The following is a 19,764-nucleotide window of genomic DNA, read 5'->3' as shown; positions in this document are numbered from 1 at the left end:
TTCTCCAACGTGGTCGGGACCGGACCACGCTGTCCGGCTCGAACCCCGCCACCCTAACGGCAGAGGGGGGCGGGGCCGCACTGTACGTCCGACTGCTGGACGACCGCGCTCACCTGTGCGGACGTGCCGTCAGACGGGCTCGCCGCCGGGCCGGCGGACCGTTGCGGGACGGCCCGCCGGCCCGGGGGTGACTACGCCGGCTGCTGCGCGGAGGCGATGCGCTCGTTGCGCAGCGCCTCGTACCAGCGGTCGTCGGTCGGCGGCAGCGCGTTCACGTCCAGCGCGAGCTTCAGCAGCAGGTCCGCGATCTGCGGGTTCCTGGCCAGCACGGGCCCGTGCATGTACGTGCCGAAGACCGTGTCGTTGTACGCGCCCTCCGTGCCGTCGCCCGTGCCGTTGCCGTTGCCGAGGCGCACCTGCGCGAGCGGGCGGGCGGTGGGGCCGAGGTGGGTGACGCCCTGGTGGTTCTCGAAGCCGGTCAGCGGCGGCAGGCCGAGCCGGGCGTCGATGTCGCCGAGCACGTCGCCGACGCAGCGCTGTCCCTCGCCGCGTACCGAGACCACGTCGAGCAGGCCGAGGCCGGGCTCGCGCTGCCCGAGGTCGTTGATGAACTCGTGGCCGAGGATCTGGTAGCCGGCGCAGACCGAGAACAGGATCGCGCCGTTCTCGGCGGCGCGGTTCAGGCCGCCGTCGCGGCGCAGCCGCTCGGCCGCGAGCCGCTGCGGACGGTCCTCGCCGCCGCCGATGAGATAGATGTCCCCGGAGGTCGGGATCGGCTGGTCGCTGCGCACGTCCAGCCGGGCCACGTCGAGGCCCCGCTGCCGGGCCCGGCGCTCCACGACCAGGACGTTGCCCTGGTCGCCGTAGGTGCTGAGCAGGTCGGGGTAGACCCAGACGACCCGCAGGCTGTTGTCGCTCACTTGTGTCCCCTGAGGTGTCAGTTGCCGACGCGGCGGCGCAGGTCCTGGAACGCGGTGTAGTTGGCGATGACCTCGATCCGGCCCGGCGGGCTCGCCTGGACCGCCCGGTCGAGGTCCTCGCAGACCTGGAACTGCTGGTTCGCGACCTCCAGACGCACCGCGAGGTCCAGCTTCCGGTCGCCGATCACACAGATCGGGTGCCCGGTCAGGCGCGTGTAGTCGACGTCCCACAGCCAGGAGGTGTCGGTGCCGTCGGCGCCGCGCGCGTTCACGGAGAGGATCACCGGGGCCGGCGGCGGGTCGATCAGGCTGAACGTTTCGAGCCAGCCCGCCGGGTTCTTCGCCAGCAGCAGCCGCAGGTCGCGCTGCTGGAACTGCACGACGTCGTAGCGGCCGGCCACGGCCTGCACCTGGTACATGCGCTCCAGGGCGACCTGCGGCGGCACGCCGAAGACGGCGGCGACGGCGGCGGAGCTGGCGGCGTTCGCCTTGTTGGCGCGGCCGGGCAGCTGGAGGTGGATGGGCCAGGCGGACCCGTGCGGGTCCAGGACGTGGTCACCGGAGAGCGCCCAGCTGGGCGTCGGCCGGCGGAAGCCGCACTCGCCGCAGAACCAGTCGTCGCCGGGCCGCTGCATCACGCCGCCGCAGGACGGGCAGGACCAGGCGTCGTCCTTCCACATCTGCCCGGCGGCGACCCAGATGACGTTGGGCGAGGAGGACGCGGCCCACACCACCAGCGGGTCGTCGCAGTTGGCGACGACGACGGCCTTGGACCCGGCCAGCCCCTCACGCCAGTTCTCCGCGAGCATGCGGGTCTCGGCGGCGCGGTCGAGCTGGTCGCGGGAGAGGTTCAGCAGGGCGATGCACTTGGGGTCGGTGTCGCGGGCGACGCCGGCGAGGTACTTCTCGTCGACCTCGATCACGCCGTACCGGGCGTCGGAGTTGCCGGCCAGGGCCGAGGTGATGCCCGCGGGCATGTTGGCGCCGAGCGCGTTGGAGACGACCGGCCCCGCGGCCCCCAGGGCCTCGGCGATCAGCCGGGTCGTCGTCGTCTTGCCGTTGGTCGCCGAGACCAGGACGACGTCCAGGTTCTGGGCGAGCCGCGCCAGAAGGTCGGGGTCGAGTTTGAGAGCCACCCGGCCACCGATCACCGATCCGCTGCCGCGGCCCGCGGCACGGGACGCCGCAGCGACCGCCTTGCCCGCGGTCACGGCGAGCTTGGCCCGCGGCGTGAGCGGGTCCGAGTTGCCTGACATCAGTTCTCGATCCTCCTTGCGTACGCGCCGCGCTTCTGCCTGACGGCAACGTGGTGGTGGTCAGCCTATCGAGATCCATTCGCACTCCCGAATCGCCGTACCCTTGCGGCCATGCGAAACAGCTCCATCCCGGGCACCCGCGGGCGCGTGAGACCCCTCACCCTGTACGGCGACCCGCGGCTGCACGCCCCCTGCGCGGAGGTCACCGGCTTCGGACCCGAACTGGCGTCCCTGGTGGAGGATTTGTTCGCGACCATGTACGCGGCGCGGGGAGTCGGCCTGGCGGCGAACCAGGTGGGGCGCGCCCTGCGGGTGTTCGTCTTCGACTGCCCCGACGACGATGACGTGCGGCATCTCGGCCACGTGGTGAACCCGCGGCTGGTGGCGGCCGACGGCGTGGTGCTGCGGGGACCGGAGGGCTGTCTGTCCCTGCCGGGCCTGGAGGCGGGGACGGAGCGCTACGACCACGCGGTGGTCGAGGGCGTGACGGTGACCGGCGAGGCGGTCACCGTGCACGGCACGGGGTTCTTCGCCCGCTGCCTCCAGCACGAGTGCGACCACCTGGAGGGGCGGGTGTACACGGACCACCTCGGCGGGTGGCGCAGGCGCAGGGTGCTGCGCCAGGCGGCGAAGGCCCCCTGGAGCGGCAGGGGTCAGAACCCCGGTCCGCCGACCCTGTCGCCCGCCGCGGCCAGCCGGCCCCACAGCAGGTCGGCCAGGCTGCGCACCAATTCCGCGCGCGAGCAGGGGCGTTCGTAGAGCCACCAGTCGCCGGCCGCGTGCATCATGCCGACGATCCCGTGGCCCCACACCCGGGCGAGCTGCTGGCTCCCCGGCCCGAGGTCGAGGCGGTCCTCGATGACCTGGGCCAGTTCCTCGCCCATCCTGCGCAGCAGCGGGGCCGAGTGCTTGCCGACGTCGAAGCCCTGGTCGCTCTGGGAGCCCTCCGCCGGATGCATCAGGAACCGGTAGACCTGCGGGCGTGCCTCGATTGCGGCGAGGTAGGTGTCCAGCGTCGCCTCGACCCGGTCACGCCGGTCGGCCGGCGCGTCCAGGGCGGCCCGCAGCGAATTCAGCAGGGCGTCCGTGTGGCGCTTGGCCAGCGCGGCGTAGAGTCCGCCCTTGTCGCCGAAGTGCCGGTACAGGATGGGCTTGGTGATCCCGGCCTCGGCGGCGATGGCGTTCATCGAGGCCTGCGGCCCGTCCCGCAGCACCACCCGGTCCGCGGCCTCCAGCAGTTCACGCCGACGTCTGTCGGCGGACCGCTGCTGCTCGGTCCGCTGCGTGGTGTCCATGAGCTCTCCCCACCCGTGCCGTTTCGGTGACGCCTGCGCAAACTAACACTCAACATGCCCGCTGCATCGAACTGGCTGCCGACCGTCGTCGGGAGTTGACTTTTCCTACCCGCGGGTAACACATTAGTGTTACCGCTAGTAACACATATTGTGCCGCCGCTGGAGGGGACATGGCCGAGTTCACCATGGAGCTCAACGACGAACAGAAGGAGGTCCGGGACTGGCTGCACGGCTTCGCCGCCGACGTCATACGGCCCGCGGCCGCCGAATGGGACGAGCGTGAGGAGACTCCCTGGCCTGTCATCCAGGAGGCCGCGAAGGTGGGCATCTACTCCCTCGACTTCTACGCCCAGCAGTACTTCGACCCCACCGGGCTCGGCATCCCGATGGCGATGGAGGAGCTGTTCTGGGGCGACGCGGGCATCGCCCTGTCGATCGTGGGCACCGGCCTGGCCGCCGTGGGCGTCCTCGCCAACGGGACCGAGGAGCAGATCGGCACCTGGATCCCGCAGATGTACGGCGACCCGGACGACGTCAAGGTCGCCGCCTTCTGCTCCTCCGAGCCCGACGCCGGCTCCGACGTGGCGTCCATGCGCACCCGCGCCGTCTACGACGAGGCCAAGGACGAGTGGGTGCTGAGCGGCACCAAGACCTGGGCCACCAACGGCGGCATCGCCAACGTCCACGTCGTGGTCGCGGTCGTCGACCCCGAGCTCGGCTCCAAGGGCCACGCGTCCTTCATCGTCCCGCCGGGCACCCCGGGCCTGTCCCAGGGCCAGAAGTTCAAGAAGCACGGTATCCGCGCCTCGCACACCGCCGAGGTCGTCCTGGAGGACGTGCGGGTGCCCGGCTCCTGTCTGCTCGGCGGCAAGGAGAAGCTCGACGAGCGCCTCGCCCGGGCCCGGGAGCGGGCGAAGGCGGGCGGCGAGCGGCTGAAGAACGCGGCGATGGCCACCTTCGAGGCCTCGCGCCCGGCCGTCGGCGCGATGGCGGTGGGCACCGCCCGCGCCGCCTACGAGGTCGCCCTCGACTACGCCAGGACCCGCGAGCAGTTCGGCCGCCCGATCATCGACAACCAGGGCGTCGCCTTCCAGCTCGCCGACATGCGCACCCAGATCGACGCGGCCCGGCTGCTGGTGTGGCGCGCCTCGTGGATGGCCGTCAACGGCAGGCCGTTCACCGCGGCCGAGGGCTCGATGTCCAAGCTCTTCGCGAGCGAGACGGCGAAGAAGGTCACCGCGCAGGCCGTCCAGATCCTCGGCGGCAACGGCTACACCCGCGAGTACCCGGTCGAGCGGATGCACCGCGACAGCGCGATCTACACCATCTTCGAGGGCACGAGCGAGATCCAGCGCCTGGTGATCGCCCGGACGCTCGCCGGGATGCCGATTCGCTGACCCGCCCGGTCAGCGGCCCCCGCGCGGGACCACCAGGCCGCTGTCGTACGCCAGGATGACGGCCTGGACCCGGTCGCGCAGGCCGTAGTTGTCCAGGATGTGGGCGATGTGCGTCTTGACCGTCGTCTCGCCCACGCCGAGGTCGAGCGCGATCTCCGCGTTGGACAGGCCGCGGGCGAGCGCCCGCAGTACGTCGAGCTCCCGTCCCGTGAGGGCGTCGAGCCGGCGCGGCACCGGCGCCTCCTCGGGCGCGGCCAGGTGGGCGAACCGGTCGAGCAGCCGGTGGGTGATGCGCGGCGAGAGCACGGCGTCGCCCTCCGCGACCGTGCGGATCGCGCCCACCAGGGAGTCGGCGGGACCGTCCTTCACCAGGAACCCGCTGGCTCCGGCCCGCAGCGCGTCCACCACATGGGCGTCCAGGTCGAAGGTCGTCAGGATCACCACCCGGCTGGGCGAGCCGGACCCCACGATGCGCCGCGTCGCCTCCACCCCGTCCACGCCGGGCATGCGGATGTCCATCAGGACGATGTCCGGCGCCAGCGCCGCGGCGCTCGCGACGGCCTCCTCGCCGTCGGCGGCCTCGCCGACGACATCGATGTCCGGCTCCGATTCGAGGATGAGCCGGAACCCCGTCCGGATCATCGGCTGGTCATCGACCAGCAGGACGCGGATGGCCTGCATACGGGGAGTGCCTCTCGTGCCGGGGTGCGGATGGAAGCGGGATGACGGCGTGCACGCAGTAGCCGCCGCCGGGCCGGGTGCCGGTGTGCAGGGAACCGCCCACGGCCCCGACCCGCTCCCGCATGCCGACCAGGCCGTGCCCGGTGCCGTGGGCCGCGACCGGGGGCCGTACCGGCTCGCCGTCGGGCCGGGGCCCGTCGTCGCACAGCCGCACGGTGAGCCGGTCCCGCTCCGGCTCCCAGGCCACGCGCAGCGCGGTCCGGGTCCGGCCCGCGTGCTTGAGGGTGTTGGTCAGCGCCTCCTGCACCACCCGGTAGACGGTCAGGTGTGACCCGGCGGGCAGTTCGGCGGGCGCGCCGGTGGTGCGGTAGTCGACCTCCAGGCCGGCCGCGCGCACCGACTCCACGAGCGCGGGCAGCGCCTCGATGGTGGGCTGCGGCGGCTCCTTGCTCGGGTCGTCCGCCGTCTCCTCGTCGGTGCGCAGCACGTCGAGCAGCCGGCGCAGCTCGGTGACGGTGGCCCGTCCGGTCTCCTCGATGGTGCCGTGCAGTTCGTGAGCCTTGCCCGCGTCCCGCTCCTGGACCCGGTCCGCGGCGATCGTCTGCACGACCATCAGGCTGACGTTGTGCGCGACGATGTCGTGCAGTTCGCGGGCGATCCGGGCCCGTTCCTCCATCACCGCGGCCCGCGCGTCGGCGGCCTGCTCCCGCTCCAGGGCGGCGGCCCGCTCCAGCGCCTGGTCGCGGATGGCCGCGCGGGCGCGGGCGAGCCGGCCCAGCGCCCAGGCGGCGACCAGGAGCACCGCCTCGGTGAACAGCGCGGTGATCCGGTGCCCGGCCGGCGCGAGGACCGCCTCGGTCACCGCCGACGCCGGGATGAGCACCGCCCCGACCAGCGCGGCGATCCTCGGCGTACAGCGCATGGCGGTCAGGAAGACGGCCGTGGCGACGGCGACGTACGTGGGCCCGATGGACGTCCCCTGGGGCCCGGACAGCTCGGGCACGTAGTGCAGGCGCTGCAGCACCCCCGCGGACACCGCCGCCACCAGCAGTGCGGGCAGCGGAAAGAGCCGGTGCAGGGCCAGCGGGAGCGTCGTCAGCAGGACGAGGACGGCGAAGGCGGCGTCCGGCGCGCGCAGCTCGGGACCACCCGGCGGCACCGCCACCGGCAGGGCCAGGCACCCGGCGGCCAGCAGCAGGGCCAGAGCCGCGTCGGTGACGGCCCGGGGTACGTGGCGCCCCGCGAGCGACTCCATCCGGTCCATGTCCCCACCGTAGACGGATCTCCCGGGTTCGTGATCTCCCCTGGGGTGGAGAGCCCGCGGCCCGTCTCCTCCGTGGCGGGTCCTCCGCAGGGAGGAGGCGCCCCGCCGCCTCGCCCGACCGGCCGAGCCGCCGGTTCGGCGGCACGGCCGAGGCCAAGGGCCCTGTCCGCCGGTGCACTTGAGGTACCACTCACGGACAGTCGCACGAGGAGTCACAGTGCTCGCAAGCCGGTACGCGGTCCAGCTCACGGACGTGACCAAGCGGTACGGGGAGGGACCGGACGCCGTCCTGGCCCTGGACGGGGTCAGCGCGGGCATCGAGTCCGGCACCTTCACGGCGGTGATGGGGCCCTCCGGCTCCGGCAAGAGCACGTTCCTGCACTGCGCGGCCGGACTCGACCGCCCCACGGCGGGCCAGGTGCGCCTCGGTGAGCAGGAGCTCTCGGCGCTCCGCGAGCGGCGGCTGACCGAACTGCGCCGCACCCGGGTCGGCTTCGTCTTCCAGGCCTTCAACCTGCTCCCGTCGCTGACCGTCGAGCAGAACATCACGCTGCCCCTGCGGCTGGCCGGACGGCAGCCCGACGGGACCTGGCTGGAGCACATCGTCACCGCCGTCGACCTCGGCGGCCGGCTGACCCGCCTCCCCGCGCAGCTCTCCGGCGGCCAGCAGCAGCGGGTCGCGATCGCCCGGGCCCTGGTCACCCGGCCCGAGGTGATCTTCGCCGACGAGCCCACCGGGGCGCTCGACCCGGAGACCGCCCGGGACATCCTGGTCCTGCTGCGCCAGGCCGTCACCGATCTGCACCAGACGGTCGTGATGGTCACCCACGACCCGGTGGCCGCCGCCCACACCGACCAGGCGCTCTTCCTCAGCGCCGGACGCGTCGTCGACGGCCTGACCGACCCGGGCGCCGGCCGCGTCGCCGAGGTCATGGCCGGCCTGCGGAGGGCGGTGTGATGCTGACCCTCGCACTGCGCACCCTCAAGGCCCGCAAGGGCGGATTCGCCGGTACCTTCGTCGCCCTGCTGCTGGGCGCCGCCGTGCTCGGCGCCTGCGGCGTCCTGCTGGAGTCGGGCATCCGGGCCGGCTCCGCCGCCGAGCGGTACGCGGCGGCCGACGCGGTCGTCACGGGCCGGCAGGAGGTCGAACTGACCCTCAAGGACCTGGACGGCTCCACCCTCCACGCATCCCAGCCGCTGCCCGAACGCGTCCCCCTGCACAGCTCCCTGGCCGGCCGCCTCGCCCGGGTCGACGGCGTCCGCACGGTGATCGAGGACGACTCCAGGACCGTACGCCTGACGAACGCCCACGGCAGGCCCGTGCCCGGTCGCCACGGCACGGCACTGCAGGCGCACAACTGGTCCGGCCTGCGCCTCGGCGCCTTCCGCCTCACCGAGGGCCACGCGCCCCGCACGGCCGGGGAGGTCGTGCTGGACTCCGAACTCGCCGGACGCGCGGGCGTGGTCCCCGGCGACGAGGTCCGGCTGATGACCACGTCGGTGCCGCGCGCCTACACCGTCGCGGGACTCGTCTCGCTCGGGGACGGACGCGCGCCGCGCCGGTCGGTGGCCTTCCTGCCGGACGCGGCCCTGCGCCGGCTCGCGCCCACCGTCGACGCGTTCGGCGTCCTGGCCGGCCCCGGCACCCCGCCCGGACGGCTCGCCGAGGCGATCCGCTCCGCGCTCGGCGACGACCGTCTCGCCGTGCACACGGGCCAGGGTCGCGGCCGGGCGGAGTTCCTCGACGTCGTCTCCGGCGGCTCCGACCTGGTGCTGCTGGCGACCGTCGTCGGCGGCAACGTCCTGCTCGTCGCCGTCTTCGTCCTCTGCGCCACCACGTCGCTGTCCGTGCGGCACCGGCGCCGGGAGATCGCCCTGCTGCGCGCGATCGGTACCACGCCCGGCCAGATCCGGCGCATGCTCGCGGCCGAGGCCGCCGCCACCGGGCTCGTCGCCGGGGTGCTGGGCAGTCCGCTCGGGCTGGCCCTCGTGTACTGGCTGCGCGACCGGTTCGCCGGGCACGGCGTCGTGCCGCCCGACTTCCCGCTCGCCGTCAGCCCGTTGCCCTTCCTCGCCGCGGTCCTGGTCACCGTGGTGACGGCCCTGGCCGCCGGGCAGGTCTCCGCCCTGCGGGCGACCCGGATCCGGCCCACGGAAGCGCTCGGCGAGGCCGCCGTGGAACCCGCCGGACCGGGCCGGGGACGCAGGATCACCGGCTGGGTGCTCCTGGCGCTCGCGGCCGGGGCCTTCGGCACCGGGCTGGCGCGGCGCACCGACTTCTTCACCCTGGTCGGGCTCGCCAACTCCCTCGTGCTCATCCTTGTGATCGCCACCGCCGTCCTCGGCCCGCTGCTCACCCGGGCGGCCGTGCGGCTCCTGGCGCCCCTGCTCGGCAGGACCGGGGTCACCGGCTACCTCGCGGCGGCCAACACCCGCGCCAACGTGGGCCGGCTGGCCGGGGCGATCACGCCGCTGGTGCTCGCCGTGTCCTTCGCCTCGACGGTGGTCTTCACCCAGACCACGGCCCTGCGGGAGTCCGCCGACCAGGTGCGCGCGGGCCTCCTCGCCGACCATGTGCTCACCGCGCCGGGCGGCGTCTCACCCGACCTCGCCGCGAAGGCACGGAGGCTGGGGCAGGTGAGGTCGGCCACCGGACTGGTGACGTCCAAGGTCGTCGCGGCGGGCGACGTCTTCGGCAGCCAGGAGGCCGTCTCGCTCGGCGCGCAGGGCGTGCGGCCCGCCGCGCTCGGCTCCGCCCTGGACCTGCACACCCGTGACGGCGACCTGTCGGCGCTGTCGCCGCGCACCCTGGCGATCAGTACCACCGCGGCCTCCTGGCTCGGTCTCGGCGTCGGCGACACCGCCCGGCTCCACCTGGGCGACGGCACCCCCTTCGAGGGCAGGGTGATCGCCGTCTACACACGGGGATTCGGCTTCGCGGACGTCACCCTCGACCACGACCTGCTGCTCGCCCACACCACGCGGAAGTCCGACGACTCCGTCCTCGTCCGCTCCGCCCCCTCGGCGCACGGCCTCACCCGGGCGCTGTCCGGCCTCGCGGCGGCCTACCCCGGCACCGTGCTGCGGGACGGCCTCGCCGTCGACGACCAGCTGGCGAAGCAGCGCGCCGACGCCTGGGTCAACTACCTCGTCGTGGGCCTGGTCATCGCCTACACCGCGATCACCGTGGTCAACACCCTCGCGATGGCCACCGCGGCCCGCCGCCGCGAGTTCGCCCTGCTACGGCTCTCCGGCACCGCCCGCCGCCAGGTCGCCGGCATGATGCGCAGGGAGAGCGCCGTCGTCGTGCTGGCCGGGGTGGGACTCGGCACCCTGCTGTCCGCCTTCCCGCTGGTCCTGGTCGCCGTCGGCCTGGGCGGATCACCGTGGCCGGCCGTGCCGGGCGCCGGCTACCTGGCGATCGCGGGCGCCACCGCGGCCCTGGCCGTCGCGGGCACGATGGTGCCGACCCGGGTGCTGCTGCGGATCCGACCGGTCGAGGCGATCGGCGCCGGGGAGTGAACACCGCACCGCCCGGGAGCCGGTGCCCGGCGCCCTACGGCGCCCTACGGCGCCCGCAGGGCGCCCGCGGCCCCGTGACCCGGGGTGGGCCCGCGGCCCCGTGACCCGGGGTGGGCCCGCGGCCCCGTGACCCGGGGTGGGCCCGCGGCCCCGTGACCCGGGGTGGGCCCGCGGCCCCGTGACCCGGGGTGGGAGTCCCGCGGACGCGGGCGGCGCGGGCGGGGTGCCGGGTCGCCCGACGCGCCCGGACAGCCGGGCGGCACCGCATGGTGGTGCCGCCCGGCTGCCGTCGCGGGGGCGCCGGTCCGGGCCGTCCGGCGCCGGACTCACCGGTGCCGCAGCGGAGTCAGCTGCTCGATGTCGTAGCGCGCCCGGAGCTCCTCGATCGCCGCGTGGTCCGGCGGGCCGCCGTCGCCGAGGATCTCCAGGAGCTCCTCGAAGTAGCGCTCGTGGTCCGGGGGCGGGGACGCCTGGAAGAACATCCTCGCCGGCCTGTCCGTCGGATTGGCGAACGCGTGCGGGCAGCCGGGCGGTACCACGACGACCGTGCCCGGGGTCGCGCGCACCACCCGGCTGCCCGAACCCGACTCCCAGGTCCGCCAGTTGTCGGGGGTCCGGACGCGGGGCTCGAAGGCGAGGACGTCCAGCTCGCCGTCGAGGACGTAGAACAACTCCTCGCTGCGGGTGTGCACATGGGCGCCGACGTCGAAGCCGGGCGGGACCTCCACCTCGAACGTGGAGGCGGTGCGTGAGTGGGTGCCGGTGACCTTGAACGTCACGCGCTGGGCGGGGGTCTGCACGACCCTCCCGTGGCCCGGTGGCACCAGCAGGCCCTCCGTCGCGCTCACCGGGGCCTCACCAGGTGACCGGCAGGGCTTCGGGGCCGCGGATCAACGCGCCCTTCTTGAAGGGCACCCGCTCCGGCGGCACCGCCAGCCGCAGGCCCGGCACCCGGTCCAGCAGCGCGTCGACCAGCAGCTCCGACTCCATCCTCGCCAGCATGTTGCCGGGGCAGAAGTGCGGGCCGAAGCCGAAGGACACATGCGGGTTCGGACTGCGGTCGAAGTCGATCGACTCCGGGTCGGGGAAGACGTCCGGATCCCGGTTCGCGGCCAGGTAGGAGACGTAGACCGGGTCTCCCGCCCGGATCCGTACGCCCTTGATGTCCACGTCCTGCGTCGCGATGCGGGACAGACCGACGGCGTTGCGGTGCGGGATGTGGCGCAGCATCTCGTCGATGGCCCGCGGGCGGATCTCCGGCTCGGCGCGCAGCCGTTCGGCCAGCTCCGGGCGGGTCAGCAGGAGATAGAACATCTGGCCGCTGTTGTTGGTGACCGCCTCGCCGCCGATCTGCAGGAGCACGGCGAGACCGACGGCCTCCTGCGAGGTGATCTCGCCGCGGCCCACCGCCGCACCGAGCAGTGCGGTGACGTCCTCGTCCGTGGAACCCTCCCGCCGGCCGATGAGTCCGGCGAAGTAGGCGCCCATCTCGTGCTTGGCCCTCTCGCTGACCTGCGCCCCCTGCGAGGAGGACAGGATCAGCTGGGTCCAGGTGTGCATGCGGTGCCGGTCGGCGGCCGGAACGCCCATCAGCTCGCAGATCACCGCGATGGGGAACGGACCGAGGACCGCCGAGGTGAGGTCGGCGGGCGGGCCGTCCTGCAGGAGCTCGTCCACCAGCTCACCGAGCAGGTGCCGGGACCGCTCGCGGACGCGCTCCACACCCTTCGCCGTGAAGGCGGCGGCCACCGAGCGGCGCAGCCGCGTGTGGTCCGGCGGGTCGAGGAAGCCGACCGCGCCCCGCTCGGGGATGAAGTGCGGGGCCAGCCGGGTGACCGGACGGTCCATGACCGCCGCACGGCTGAAGCGCGGGTCGTTGGTCACCGTACGCACGTCGTCCAGACGTGTGACCAGCCAGGCCCATCCCTCGCCGTTGGGCAGCCGGATGCGGGTGACGGGGCCCTGTGCCATCAGCTCGGTCAGCACCGGGTCGAAGTCCAGGCCGGTCAGGTCGAGGGCCGGCCAGTCCCGGACGGGGGGCGGGGTCCCGGTGAGGGTCTCCTCGGTCATGCGCGCTCACCTCGTCCCTTCGCCCGGCCGGTGCCAGCGGCCCAGGGCCATCTCCGCGGTGATGCCGGGCCCGAACCCGGCCAGCAGCCCGCGCGCCCGGTGCTGGGCGCCGCCCTCGTCGAAGAGCCGGCGCAGCGCGTCGAGGACGACGGCGCTGGCGATGTTGCCGTACTCGGTGAGCGTGGCCCGGCTGAACCGGAAGGCGTGCGGGTCGACCTGGAGGAACGTGCTGAGGTCGTCCAGGATCCGGGGGCCGCCCGCGTGGATGATGTAGAAGTCCAGGTCGGAGGCGTCCCAGCCGTGCCTCCGGGCCAGCTCCCGCAGCGCCGGGGCCAGCGGCTCCATGGTGCCGGGCACCCGCTTGTCCAGCAGGAAGTGGAAGCCCGTGGCCCGGACGTCGTACATGATCCACTCCTCGGTCTTGGGGATCAGGTACGAGCCGTTGCGCTCCAGCTCGATGCCCTCCCCGCCCCGGCCGCGCACGACCGCGGCGGCGATCCCGTCGCCGAACAGGCCGTTGCAGAGCAGCGATCCGACGCCCAGGTCGGTGGGCTGGTAGCACAGCGAGCAGAACTCGCAGGCGACGATCAGCACGTTCGCGTCGGGGTAGGCGCAGCAGAAGTCGTGCGCCCGGTTGATCGCCGCGCCGCCCGCCGCGCAGCCCAGCTGCGCTATGGGTATCTGGCGGGTGGTGCTGTCGAAGTCCATCTCGTTGATCAGCCAGGCCGTGAGCGAGGGCATCATGAAGCCCGTGCACGACACGTAGACGATCACGTCGATGTCGGTGGTGAGGAGCTCGGCCTCGTCGAGCGCCCGCTGGACGACGGCCGGGACCCGGGCCTTCGCCTCCGCCTCGTAGACCTTGTTGCGCTCCTCGAAGCCGGGATGCCTCAGGGTCTCCTCGATGGGCTGCACGATGTGCCGCGTCCGTACGCCGGTGTTCTCGATCAGCCGGAGGGCCAGCGGCAGTTGTGGGTGGTCGGCGTGCCGGGAGCGGGCCAGCTGGAGCGTCTCCTCCATCGTGATCACGTGCTCCGGTACGGACACCGAGGGTCTGCACAAAGTCGCCATGAACCGTGCCTGCTTTCGTCGTCCGGGAGGCTTGCGGCCCCCCGGTCGGAAAGGTTGGTTCACCTCTTGGGGTGGTTCACCCACGATCACCCGTCGGGGCGACTATCTCGCGTCGGACTACTCCGTACCGGGGACCCCGTGCCGGGCTCGGACGGGCAGCGCGGCCCCGGGACCACGGAGGACGCGACAGTGCGCACGGCCCCGGAACCGCCGGAAACGGCGGTCGCGACGCCGGCCCCGGACCCCCGCGCCGCACCGGCCGCGGAGCAGCAACGGGTGATCCGACGGGTGACCCCGGCCGGCCGGGGCGCGTTCGTGCATCTGGCGCAACGGGCCGGGGAGCAGGCCGCCGCCGTGTTCCTCCGGCTGCCCGCCTCGGGCGGGACGCGGGCCGGGCGGCGGCCGCAGCGTTCGCGGCGGCCTGCGGCATGGACGAGGCCCGCGCTTACGGGCCCGTCCCGGCTGCCAGGCCGACCCGGCCCGTACCGCCCGGCTCCTCCTCGACGCCGCCCCGGCGGAGGTGGCCGTGGCGATCACCGCGTACCCCGGCTTCTTCGCCGAACCGTGCCCCGGCACCTGGACCGAAAGGCCACGGCGGCCGTCCAGGCGGCCCCGGACGGGGCAGACGCCGACGTGGACCGCGCCCACAGCCGGGACCTCTGCTCCAGCGCTGTCAGTGTCTCTTCCCGGCGGCCCTGCCGCGGCCGGCCCGCAGGACCCGGGCCCGGCACGCGACGCGCGCTCCTACGGCGCACCCCCGCTGCTGTGCGCGATGCACGCCACATCGATCCGATCGGCCAGCTTCGCGAGCTCGATCGTCAAGGCGGCCACCGTGTCCTCGTCGAGCCCCCTTTCCCCGGCCTCGACAAGACGCAGCCACCGGCCGCCGACCGTCCGCAACAACTTGCTCACATCGGCGGCAGCCACCTGCAAGGTCCCGCGGTCGTCGACGATCAGAGGCAGAGTCACTTCGCGGTTCACAGACCGGATGGTAGCCGCGCGGTCCTCACGCACCGTGCCAAACCGTGGTGATGTTGCAGAACTCGCGGATTCCGTGCCCGGACAGCTCACGCCCGTATCCGGACCGCTTGACCCCGCCGAACGGGAACGCCGGGTGCGAGGCGGTCATCCCGTTGACGTACACACCGCCGGCCTCCAGGTCCCGTACGAACCGGTCGACCTCGGCCTCGTCCCGCGTCCACACGTTGGAACTCAGTCCGAAGGAGGTGTCGTTGGCGATCAGCACGGCCTCGTCCAGGTCGGCGGCCCGGTAGAGCGTGGCGACCGGGCCGAAGGCCTCCTCGCGGTGGATGCGCATCTCGCGGGTGATGCCGGCGAGCACCGTCGGCGGGAAGTACCAGCCGGGCAGCTCGGGGCGCCGCAGCCGGTGGCCGCCGCACAGCACCGTGGCCCCGCTCCGCCTGGCGTCGTCGACCAGCTCCTCCAGGTCGTCCCGGCCCTGCTCGCTGGAGAGGGGCCCCACCTCGGTGTCCTCCTCCATCGGGTCGCCGACCTTCAGCGCCTTCATGCCCGCCACGAACCGCTCGGCGAAGGCGTCGTAGACGTCCGTGTGGACGATGAACCGCTTGGCGGCGATGCACGACTGCCCGTTGTTCTGCACGCGCGCGGTGACCGCGACCTGGGCGGCCCGGTCGATGTCGGCGGACGGCATCACGATGTACGGGTCGCTGCCGCCCAGCTCCAGCACCGTCTTCTTGATCATGTCCCCGGCGGTGGAGGCGACCGCGCGTCCGGCGGGCTCGCTGCCGGTGAGCGTGGCCGCCCTGACCCGTTCGTCGCGCAGGATGTCGTCCACCGCGGCGGAGCCGACGAGCAGGGTCTGGAAGCAGCCCTCGGGGTAGCCCGCGCGGTGGAAGAGGTCCTCCAGGAAGAGCGCGGTCTGCGGGACGTTCGAGGCGTGTTTGAGCAGGCCCACGTTGCCCGCCATCAGCGCGGGCGCCGCGAACCGGACGACCTGCCAGAGCGGGAAGTTCCACGGCATCACCGCGAGCACGGGGCCGAGCGGCCGGTAGCGGACCAGCGCCCGGGAGGCGCCGGAGTCCTTCACGTCGGATTCGGCGGGCTCCTCGTCGGCGAGGAGCTCCTCGGCGTGCTCGGCGTACCAGCGCATCGCCTTCGCGCACTTGGCGGCCTCCGCGCGGGCCTGCTTGACCGGCTTGCCCATCTCGGTGGTCATCACCCGGGCGATGTCCTCGCCGCTCTCGTCGAGCAGAGCGGCGGCCTTGTGCATCAGGCGGGCGCGCTCGGCGAACGTCGTCGTGCGGTACGTGCGGAACGTCGCCTCCGCGAGCCGGAGCCGGCGCTCCAGCTCCTCCTCGCCCATGGCCTCGTACGTCCTGAGCGTCTCGCCGTTCGCCGGGTTCACCGTCGCGATGGGCATGGCTGACCTCCTGGGGGCGGGTTTGCTTCGACCTTCCCGCGCGCCGCCGCCCGCCGCAACGCGGGCGCGGCAGCTGTGCGGTTACCGAGTCCTTTCCGAGTGCTCAGCGAGCCGGTCGAGAAACGCGGACTGCGCCTTGACGATCACATCGCGGGCGCGGTCGAGCCCGAACCACGCCACCCGGTCCAGCTCGGGGAACTCCCGGGTCCGCCCGGAGCGCGGCGGCCACTCCATCAGGAAGGTGCCGGGGGTGATCGCCGCCGGGTCCAGGTCGGCCTCGACGGCCCAGGCCGTCACCGTCTTGCCGCCGGACTGCCGGACCTCACCCAGCTCCACCGCCGCGCCGCCGGGCGGCGGCAGCCCGAGTTCCTCCCGGAACTCGCGCCGGGCGGCGTGCCAGGCGGTCTCCTCCCCGGGCCGGTACTCGCCCTTCGGCACGGTCCAGGCGCCCGCCTCCCGCCGGGCGAAGAACGGACCGCCCATGTGGCCGAGCAGCACCTGGAGCCCGTCGCCGGTGTGCCGGTACAGCAGCAGGCCGGCGCTGTGCGGTGCGCTCACGGCCGCACCTCGGGGTGCGCGGCCAGCAGCGTCTCGACCGTGTCGGCCTCCTCGGGGCGCTTGTCCTCGCGGTAGCGGACCACGCGGGCGAAGCGGAGGGTGACGCCGGCCGGGTAGCGGGTGGATCTCTGCAGGCCGTCGTAGGCGATCTCGACGACGAGTTCGGGCCGTACGGTCACCACGTGGCCGTCGCCGCCCGTGGCCAGTTCCCGCAGGCGCTCGGTCTGCCAGGCGAGCAGCGCGTCGGTCAGGCCCTTGAAGGTCTTGCCGAGCATGGCGAAGGAGCCGTCGGCGGTGCGGGCGCCGAGGTGGAGGTTGGAGAGCTTGCCGGTGCGGCGGCCGTGGCCCCACTCGGCGGCCAGTACGACGAGGTCGAGCGTGTGCACGGGCTTGACCTTCAGCCAGGAGGCGCCGCGCCGGCCCGCGCCGTAGGGGGCGTCGAGGCCCTTGACGACGACTCCCTCGTGGCCGCGCTCCAGCGTCGCGGCGAGGAAGCGTTCCGCCTCGGCCGTGTCCTGGGGGCCGGACACCAGGGTGCGCCGCACCCGCATCGGCTCGGGCACCAGCCGGGCCAGTTCGGCGTGCCGCTCGGCGAAGGGCAGGTCGAGCAGGTCGCGGTCGTCGACGGACAGCGCGTCGAAGAAGACGGGGGAGACGGGCACGCTCCCGGAGGCGGCCGCGACGTCCACGCGCGAGCCGACCCGCCCGGCCGTCTCCTGGAAGGAGCGCGGACGCCCGTCCGCGCCGAAGGAGATCACCTCGCCGTCCAGGATGAACCGCCGGCCGTTCAGCTCCAGTGCGGCGGCGGTGACCTCGGGCAGCCGGTCGGTGATGTCGTCGAGGGTGCGGGTGTGGATCCGTACGGCGTCGCCGTCCCGGTGGACCTGGACCCGGATGCCGTCCAGCTTCTCCTCGACCGCGCACGCGCCGAGCTTGTCGACCGCCTCGGCGACCGAGGAGGCGCTGTGCGCCAGCATCGGCAGCACCGGGCGGCCGACGGTGAGCCGGAAGCGGTCCAGCGCCTGCGGGCCGTCGGCGAGCAGCGCCCCCGCCACCGACTGCAGGGAGCCGGCGAGCATCACCGCCCTGCGCACCCGCGCCGGCGGCGCCCCGGTGGCCTGCGCCAGGCCCTCGACGGCGACGGCGTCCAGGGCGCCCTGCCGTACCTCGCCGGTGAGCAGCCCGGACAGGAACCGCTGCTCGTCCTCGGTGGCCGCACCCAGCAGCTCCCCGACCAGCCGGGCCCGTTCGGCCTGCGAGCCGGTGCCCGCGACCTTGCCCAGGCGGGTCAGCAGGGCGTCCACCTCGCGCACCGTGAGGGTGGGCTCGGCGGCCGGTTCGACCGCGCGGCCGAGCACCTTCCAGCCGACGCCGATCCGGCCCTGCGGCAGCCGTCCCGCCAGGTACGGGATCACGATCGGGACGTCGTCCGCCCCGGCCTCCCGGAACAGTTCGGCGAGCAGAGCGATCTTCCGGGACCGCGCCGAGGTGGCGGCGACCTCCCGGGACACCTGGGCCAGACGGGCAAGCAGCATGCAGCCATGGTGCAACGCGTCGGGCCGGCGGACACCCCGGCGGACGGGCCGTCGCCGGTCCGCGGGCCCTCGCGGCCGGTCGCGCCTGAGCGGCGGAGCCGGCCGCCGGGGCGCGGGCCCGCGCCCCTCAGATCGCCGCGTCGAGGTCGGCCATCAGCAGCTCCCCGTTGATGGCGGCGCCCGCCCGGTAGCCGCGGCTCGCCGCGTTGACCACCTGCTCGGCGAAGCCGGAGGCGTTGCCCGCGGCCCACAGGCCGGGCACGGTCGTCAGACCGCGCTCGTCGATCACCGGGTACGCGCCGAACGGCGTCTCGCGCAGCTCGGCACCCAGCCGCGCGAGCAGCTCGGTTCGCGGCACGGCGCGCGGCGCGACGAACAGCACCGAACGGCCGTGGGCGGTGCCGTCCGCCAGGCGTACCCCGGTCAGCCGGTCGTCCTCGACCACCAGGCCGGCCACCGCGCCCGGCACGACCTTCACCCCGGCCGCGGCGAGCCTGCGCAGGTCGTCGTCGGACAGCTCCTCCTCGCCGACCTCGTGCAGGAAGAACGTCACGTCCTTCGACCACTGCGACACCATCAGCGCCTGGTGCACGCTCATCGGGGTGGTGGCCAGCACGCCGAAGGGCCGGTCGCGCACCTCCCAGCCGTGGCAGTACGGGCAGTGCAGCACGTCCCGGCCGAACCGCTCCGCGACCCCGGGAACCTCCGGGAGCTCGTCCTTCAGCCCGGTGGCGACCACCAGCGCCCGGGCGTGTGCGGTACGGCCGCCGGCCAGCGTCACGGCGAAGTCCCCGTGGGTCCCCTCCCGCGTCGCGTCGACGGCCCGGTCCCGGACGCGTTCGACGCCGTAGCGGGCGATCTCCTCGCGGCCGACCGCCAGGAACTCCGCGGGCGGCATGCCGTCCCGGGAGAGATAGCCCTGCAGGTGGGCGGCGGGCGCGTTGCGCGGCTCGCCCGCGTCGACGACCAGGGTGCGGCGCCGGGCCCGGCCCAGGACCAGGGCGGCGGAGAGCCCCGCCGCCCCGCCTCCGACGACGATCACTTCGTACTTCTCGGTCATGGATGACCACCTCCTGCGCCGACCCTCGCCCGGTCACTGCCGGATTGACAAACGCGTTTGCCGAACCTGCAATGAAAGGCATGACGGACGACACGGGTGCCGCTGACGGCACCGAAGAGGTCCTGGCGGAGGTCGGCCCCCGGCTGCGCCGGATCCGCAAGGAGCGGGGCGCCACGCTCGCCGGGCTGTCGGAGGCGACCGGCATCTCGGTCAGCACGCTGTCCCGGCTGGAGTCCGGACTGCGCAAGCCCAGCCTGGAGCTGCTGCTGCCGATCGCGCGGGCGCACCAGGTCCCCCTCGACGAGCTGGTCGGGGCCTCCTCGCCGGCCGATCCGCGCGTGCGCTCGGAGCCGATCGTCCAGTACGGCCGCACGCACTGGCCGCTGACCCGCCAGCCCGGCGGCCTGCAGGCGTTCAAGGTGCTCGAACCGCAGCGGCGGCTGGAGCCGGAGCCGCGTACGCACGAGGGGTACGAGTGGCTGTACGTGCTGTCCGGGAGGCTGCGGCTGGTGCTGGGCGAGCACGACGTCGTCCTCGCGGCGGGGGAGGCGGCCGAGTTCGACACGCGGGTGCCGCACTGGTTCGGCTCGACGGGGGAGGGGCCGGTCGAGTTCCTGAGCCTGTTCGGGCCGCAGGGCGAGCGGATGCATGTACGGGCGCGGCCCCGGCGCAAGGGTGGCGAAAACGGCTGAGGCGGGCTGTTCCCTCCGCGGCAAGCGACCGCTTAGTATGCG

The 19,764-nt window shown here is 73.9% G+C and carries 17 protein-coding genes and 1 pseudogene; 5 read left to right on the top strand and 13 right to left on the bottom strand.

Annotated features, from left to right (window positions below; all coding sequences use genetic code 11):
- Positions 1–191: 191 nt before the first annotated feature.
- Complete coding sequence (locus ACJ9NR_RS05570) at positions 192–920, bottom strand: type 1 glutamine amidotransferase (RefSeq protein WP_412489445.1); 729 nt, start codon at positions 918–920, stop codon at positions 192–194.
- A gap of 17 nt (positions 921–937) precedes the next feature.
- A complete protein-coding gene (locus ACJ9NR_RS05565) occupies positions 938–2,176 on the bottom strand; it encodes a Mur ligase family protein (protein WP_412489446.1) in 1,239 nt (412 codons plus the stop codon).
- A 111-nt stretch (positions 2,177–2,287) separates the two neighbouring features.
- On the opposite strand from ACJ9NR_RS05565, the pseudogene def reads away from it, so the two are divergent.
- A pseudogene (gene def, locus ACJ9NR_RS05560) lies at positions 2,288–2,821 on the top strand (peptide deformylase); the annotation flags it as partial.
- A gap of 8 nt (positions 2,822–2,829) precedes the next feature.
- Here def and ACJ9NR_RS05555 read toward each other — a convergent pair.
- Positions 2,830–3,471, bottom strand: coding sequence for a TetR/AcrR family transcriptional regulator (locus tag ACJ9NR_RS05555; RefSeq protein WP_412489447.1), 642 nt, complete (start codon positions 3,469–3,471; stop codon positions 2,830–2,832).
- A gap of 170 nt (positions 3,472–3,641) precedes the next feature.
- On the opposite strand from ACJ9NR_RS05555, the gene ACJ9NR_RS05550 reads away from it, so the two are divergent.
- Complete coding sequence (locus ACJ9NR_RS05550) at positions 3,642–4,868, top strand: acyl-CoA dehydrogenase family protein (RefSeq protein ID WP_412489448.1); 1,227 nt, start codon at positions 3,642–3,644, stop codon at positions 4,866–4,868.
- Between the two features lie 9 nt (positions 4,869–4,877).
- Here the strand turns inward: ACJ9NR_RS05550 and ACJ9NR_RS05545 are convergent, their stop codons facing one another.
- Both ACJ9NR_RS05545 and ACJ9NR_RS05540 read right to left on the bottom strand, forming a co-directional pair.
- Positions 4,878–5,549: a response regulator gene (locus tag ACJ9NR_RS05545; RefSeq protein WP_412489449.1), complete on the bottom strand. Its 672-nt coding sequence runs from the start codon at positions 5,547–5,549 to the stop codon at positions 4,878–4,880.
- Positions 5,518–6,813: a sensor histidine kinase gene (locus ACJ9NR_RS05540; RefSeq protein ID WP_412489450.1), complete on the bottom strand. Its 1,296-nt coding sequence runs from the start codon at positions 6,811–6,813 to the stop codon at positions 5,518–5,520. Before ACJ9NR_RS05540 ends, ACJ9NR_RS05545 begins: the two co-directional genes overlap by 32 nt.
- Before the next feature lie 217 nt (positions 6,814–7,030).
- Here ACJ9NR_RS05540 and ACJ9NR_RS05535 point away from each other — a divergent pair, with 217 nt between their 5' ends.
- Both ACJ9NR_RS05535 and ACJ9NR_RS05530 read left to right on the top strand, forming a co-directional pair.
- On the top strand, positions 7,031–7,771 hold the full coding sequence (locus ACJ9NR_RS05535; protein WP_412489451.1) for an ABC transporter ATP-binding protein: 741 nt from the start codon (positions 7,031–7,033) through the stop codon (positions 7,769–7,771).
- The gene (locus ACJ9NR_RS05530) at positions 7,771–10,335 is read left to right on the top strand and encodes an FtsX-like permease family protein (RefSeq protein ID WP_412489452.1); all 2,565 of its coding nucleotides are present in this window, start codon (positions 7,771–7,773) and stop codon (positions 10,333–10,335) included. Before ACJ9NR_RS05535 ends, ACJ9NR_RS05530 begins: the two co-directional genes overlap by 1 nt.
- A 326-nt stretch (positions 10,336–10,661) precedes the next feature.
- On the opposite strand, the gene ACJ9NR_RS05525 is transcribed toward ACJ9NR_RS05530, so the two are convergent.
- The 8 genes from ACJ9NR_RS05525 to ACJ9NR_RS05490 all read right to left on the bottom strand — a co-directional run bounded on the left by ACJ9NR_RS05525 (position 10,662) and on the right by ACJ9NR_RS05490 (position 19,030).
- Complete coding sequence (locus ACJ9NR_RS05525; RefSeq protein ID WP_412489453.1) at positions 10,662–11,183, bottom strand: cupin domain-containing protein; 522 nt, start codon at positions 11,181–11,183, stop codon at positions 10,662–10,664.
- A gap of 7 nt (positions 11,184–11,190) precedes the next feature.
- Entirely contained in the window at positions 11,191–12,405 is a 1,215-nt protein-coding gene (locus ACJ9NR_RS05520; RefSeq protein WP_412489454.1) for a cytochrome P450, read from the bottom strand.
- A 6-nt stretch (positions 12,406–12,411) separates the two neighbouring features.
- The gene (locus ACJ9NR_RS05515; protein WP_412512681.1) at positions 12,412–13,539 is read right to left on the bottom strand and encodes a type III polyketide synthase; all 1,128 of its coding nucleotides are present in this window, start codon (positions 13,537–13,539) and stop codon (positions 12,412–12,414) included.
- 681 nt (positions 13,540–14,220) lie between these two features.
- Entirely contained in the window at positions 14,221–14,457 is a 237-nt protein-coding gene (locus ACJ9NR_RS05510; RefSeq protein ID WP_412489456.1) for a DUF6213 family protein, read from the bottom strand.
- Between the two features lie 25 nt (positions 14,458–14,482).
- Positions 14,483–15,877: an NADP-dependent succinic semialdehyde dehydrogenase gene (locus ACJ9NR_RS05505; protein ID WP_412489457.1), complete on the bottom strand. Its 1,395-nt coding sequence runs from the start codon at positions 15,875–15,877 to the stop codon at positions 14,483–14,485.
- Positions 15,878–15,958: 81 nt separating this feature from the next.
- Complete coding sequence (locus tag ACJ9NR_RS05500; protein WP_412489458.1) at positions 15,959–16,435, bottom strand: NUDIX hydrolase; 477 nt, start codon at positions 16,433–16,435, stop codon at positions 15,959–15,961.
- A complete protein-coding gene (locus ACJ9NR_RS05495) occupies positions 16,432–17,970 on the bottom strand; it encodes an ATP-dependent DNA ligase (protein WP_412489459.1) in 1,539 nt (512 codons plus the stop codon). The genes ACJ9NR_RS05500 and ACJ9NR_RS05495 overlap by 4 nt, the downstream gene beginning before the upstream one ends.
- 127 nt (positions 17,971–18,097) lie before the next feature.
- Complete coding sequence (locus ACJ9NR_RS05490; protein WP_412489460.1) at positions 18,098–19,030, bottom strand: NAD(P)/FAD-dependent oxidoreductase; 933 nt, start codon at positions 19,028–19,030, stop codon at positions 18,098–18,100.
- An 80-nt stretch (positions 19,031–19,110) separates the two neighbouring features.
- Between ACJ9NR_RS05490 and ACJ9NR_RS05485 the strand changes: the two genes are divergently transcribed.
- Positions 19,111–19,722, top strand: coding sequence for a helix-turn-helix domain-containing protein (locus ACJ9NR_RS05485; RefSeq protein WP_412489461.1), 612 nt, complete (start codon positions 19,111–19,113; stop codon positions 19,720–19,722).
- Positions 19,723–19,764: the final 42 nt, after the last annotated feature.

This window comes from Streptomyces sediminimaris (assembly GCF_047049295.1).
Classification (GTDB): Bacteria; Actinomycetota; Actinomycetes; order Streptomycetales; family Streptomycetaceae; genus Streptomyces; species Streptomyces sediminimaris.
Note: the sequence above shows the minus strand (reverse complement) of the source record. Positions and strands in the feature narration are given on the sequence as shown.

Bases quoted from the DNA above. Each gene is read 5' to 3' on its own strand.
- ACJ9NR_RS05485 (WP_412489461.1), top strand. From the start codon at position 19,111: ATGACGGACGACACGGGTGCCGCTGACGGCACCGAAGAGGTCCTGGCG.
- ACJ9NR_RS05505 (WP_412489457.1), bottom strand. From the start codon at position 15,877: ATGCCCATCGCGACGGTGAACCCGGCGAACGGCGAGACGCTCAGGACG.
- ACJ9NR_RS05490 (WP_412489460.1), bottom strand. From the start codon at position 19,030: ATGACCGAGAAGTACGAAGTGATCGTCGTCGGAGGCGGGGCGGCGGGG.
- ACJ9NR_RS05545 (WP_412489449.1), bottom strand. From the start codon at position 5,549: ATGCAGGCCATCCGCGTCCTGCTGGTCGATGACCAGCCGATGATCCGG.
- ACJ9NR_RS05530 (WP_412489452.1), top strand. From the start codon at position 7,771: ATGCTGACCCTCGCACTGCGCACCCTCAAGGCCCGCAAGGGCGGATTC.
- ACJ9NR_RS05520 (WP_412489454.1), bottom strand. From the start codon at position 12,405: ATGACCGAGGAGACCCTCACCGGGACCCCGCCCCCCGTCCGGGACTGG.
- ACJ9NR_RS05555 (WP_412489447.1), bottom strand. From the start codon at position 3,471: ATGGACACCACGCAGCGGACCGAGCAGCAGCGGTCCGCCGACAGACGT.
- ACJ9NR_RS05540 (WP_412489450.1), bottom strand. From the start codon at position 6,813: ATGGACCGGATGGAGTCGCTCGCGGGGCGCCACGTACCCCGGGCCGTC.
- ACJ9NR_RS05495 (WP_412489459.1), bottom strand. From the start codon at position 17,970: ATGCTGCTTGCCCGTCTGGCCCAGGTGTCCCGGGAGGTCGCCGCCACC.
- ACJ9NR_RS05550 (WP_412489448.1), top strand. From the start codon at position 3,642: ATGGCCGAGTTCACCATGGAGCTCAACGACGAACAGAAGGAGGTCCGG.
- ACJ9NR_RS05565 (WP_412489446.1), bottom strand. From the start codon at position 2,176: ATGTCAGGCAACTCGGACCCGCTCACGCCGCGGGCCAAGCTCGCCGTG.